This window comes from Salmonella sp. NW722 (assembly GCF_051702785.1).
GTDB lineage: Bacteria > Pseudomonadota > Gammaproteobacteria > Enterobacterales > Enterobacteriaceae > Salmonella > Salmonella enterica.
On sequence record NZ_JAMMIN010000024.1, the window covers coordinates 1 to 981 of the forward strand.

Below are 981 nucleotides of genomic sequence, written 5' to 3' on the forward strand. Positions count from 1 at the left end.
CCATCCCCGGATCGAGGATGAGCCGGTCGGCAGCGACCCCGCTCCGTCGCAAGGCGGAAACCCGCGCCTCGAAGAACCGCACAATCTCGTCGAGCGCGTCTTCGGGTCGAAGGTGACCGGTGCGGGTGGCGATGCCATCCCGCTGCGCTGAGTGCATAACCACCAGCCTGCAGTCCGCCTCAGCAATATCGGGATAGAGCGCAGGGTCAGGAAATCCTTGGATATCGTTCAGGTAGCCCACGCCGCGCTTGAGCGCATAGCGCTGGGTTTCCGGTTGGAAGCTGTCGATTGAAACACGGTGCATCTGATCGGACAGGGCGTCTAAGAGCGGCGCAATACGTCTGATCTCATCGGCCGGCGATACAGGCCTCGCGTCCGGATGGCTGGCGGCCGGTCCGACATCCACGACGTCTGATCCGACTCGCAGCATTTCGATCGCCGCGGTGACAGCGCCGGCGGGGTCTAGCCGCCGGCTCTCATCGAAGAAGGAGTCCTCGGTGAGATTCAGAATGCCGAACACCGTCACCATGGCGTCGGCCTCCGCAGCGACTTCCACGATGGGGATCGGGCGAGCAAAAAGGCAGCAATTATGAGCCCCATACCTACAAAGCCCCACGCATCAAGCTTTTGCCCATGAAGCAACCAGGCAATGGCTGTAATTATGACGACGCCGAGTCCCGACCAGACTGCATAAGCAACACCGACAGGGATGGATTTCAGAACCAGAGAAAGAAAATAAAATGCGATGCCATAACCGATTATGACAACGGCGGAAGGGGCAAGCTTAGTAAAGCCCTCGCTAGATTTTAATGCGGATGTTGCGATTACTTCGCCAACTATTGCGATAACAAGAAAAAGCCAGCCTTTCATGATATATCTCCCAATTTGTGTAGGGCTTATTATGCACGCTTAAAAATAATAAAAGCAGACTTGACCTGATAGTTTGGCTGTGAGCAATTATGTGCTTAGTGCATCTAACGC

General features: G+C 55.8%; 2 protein-coding genes. Both read right to left on the reverse strand.

Annotated features, from left to right (window positions below):
• The coding region (gene folP, locus NA330_RS23155) for a dihydropteroate synthase (RefSeq protein WP_000259024.1) at positions 1-529 on the reverse strand (529 nt) is incomplete at its 3' end.
• Complete coding sequence (locus NA330_RS23160; protein ID WP_000679427.1) at positions 523-870, reverse strand: quaternary ammonium compound efflux SMR transporter QacE delta 1; 348 nt, start codon at positions 868-870, stop codon at positions 523-525. The genes folP and NA330_RS23160, both read right to left, overlap by 7 nt.
• Between the last annotated feature and the right edge of the window lie 111 nt (positions 871-981).

What these genes read in the sequence shown, in the direction of transcription:
- NA330_RS23160 (WP_000679427.1), bottom strand. Translation starts at nt 870, where the DNA reads ATGAAAGGCTGGCTTTTTCTTGTTATCGCAATAGTTGGCGAAGTAATC.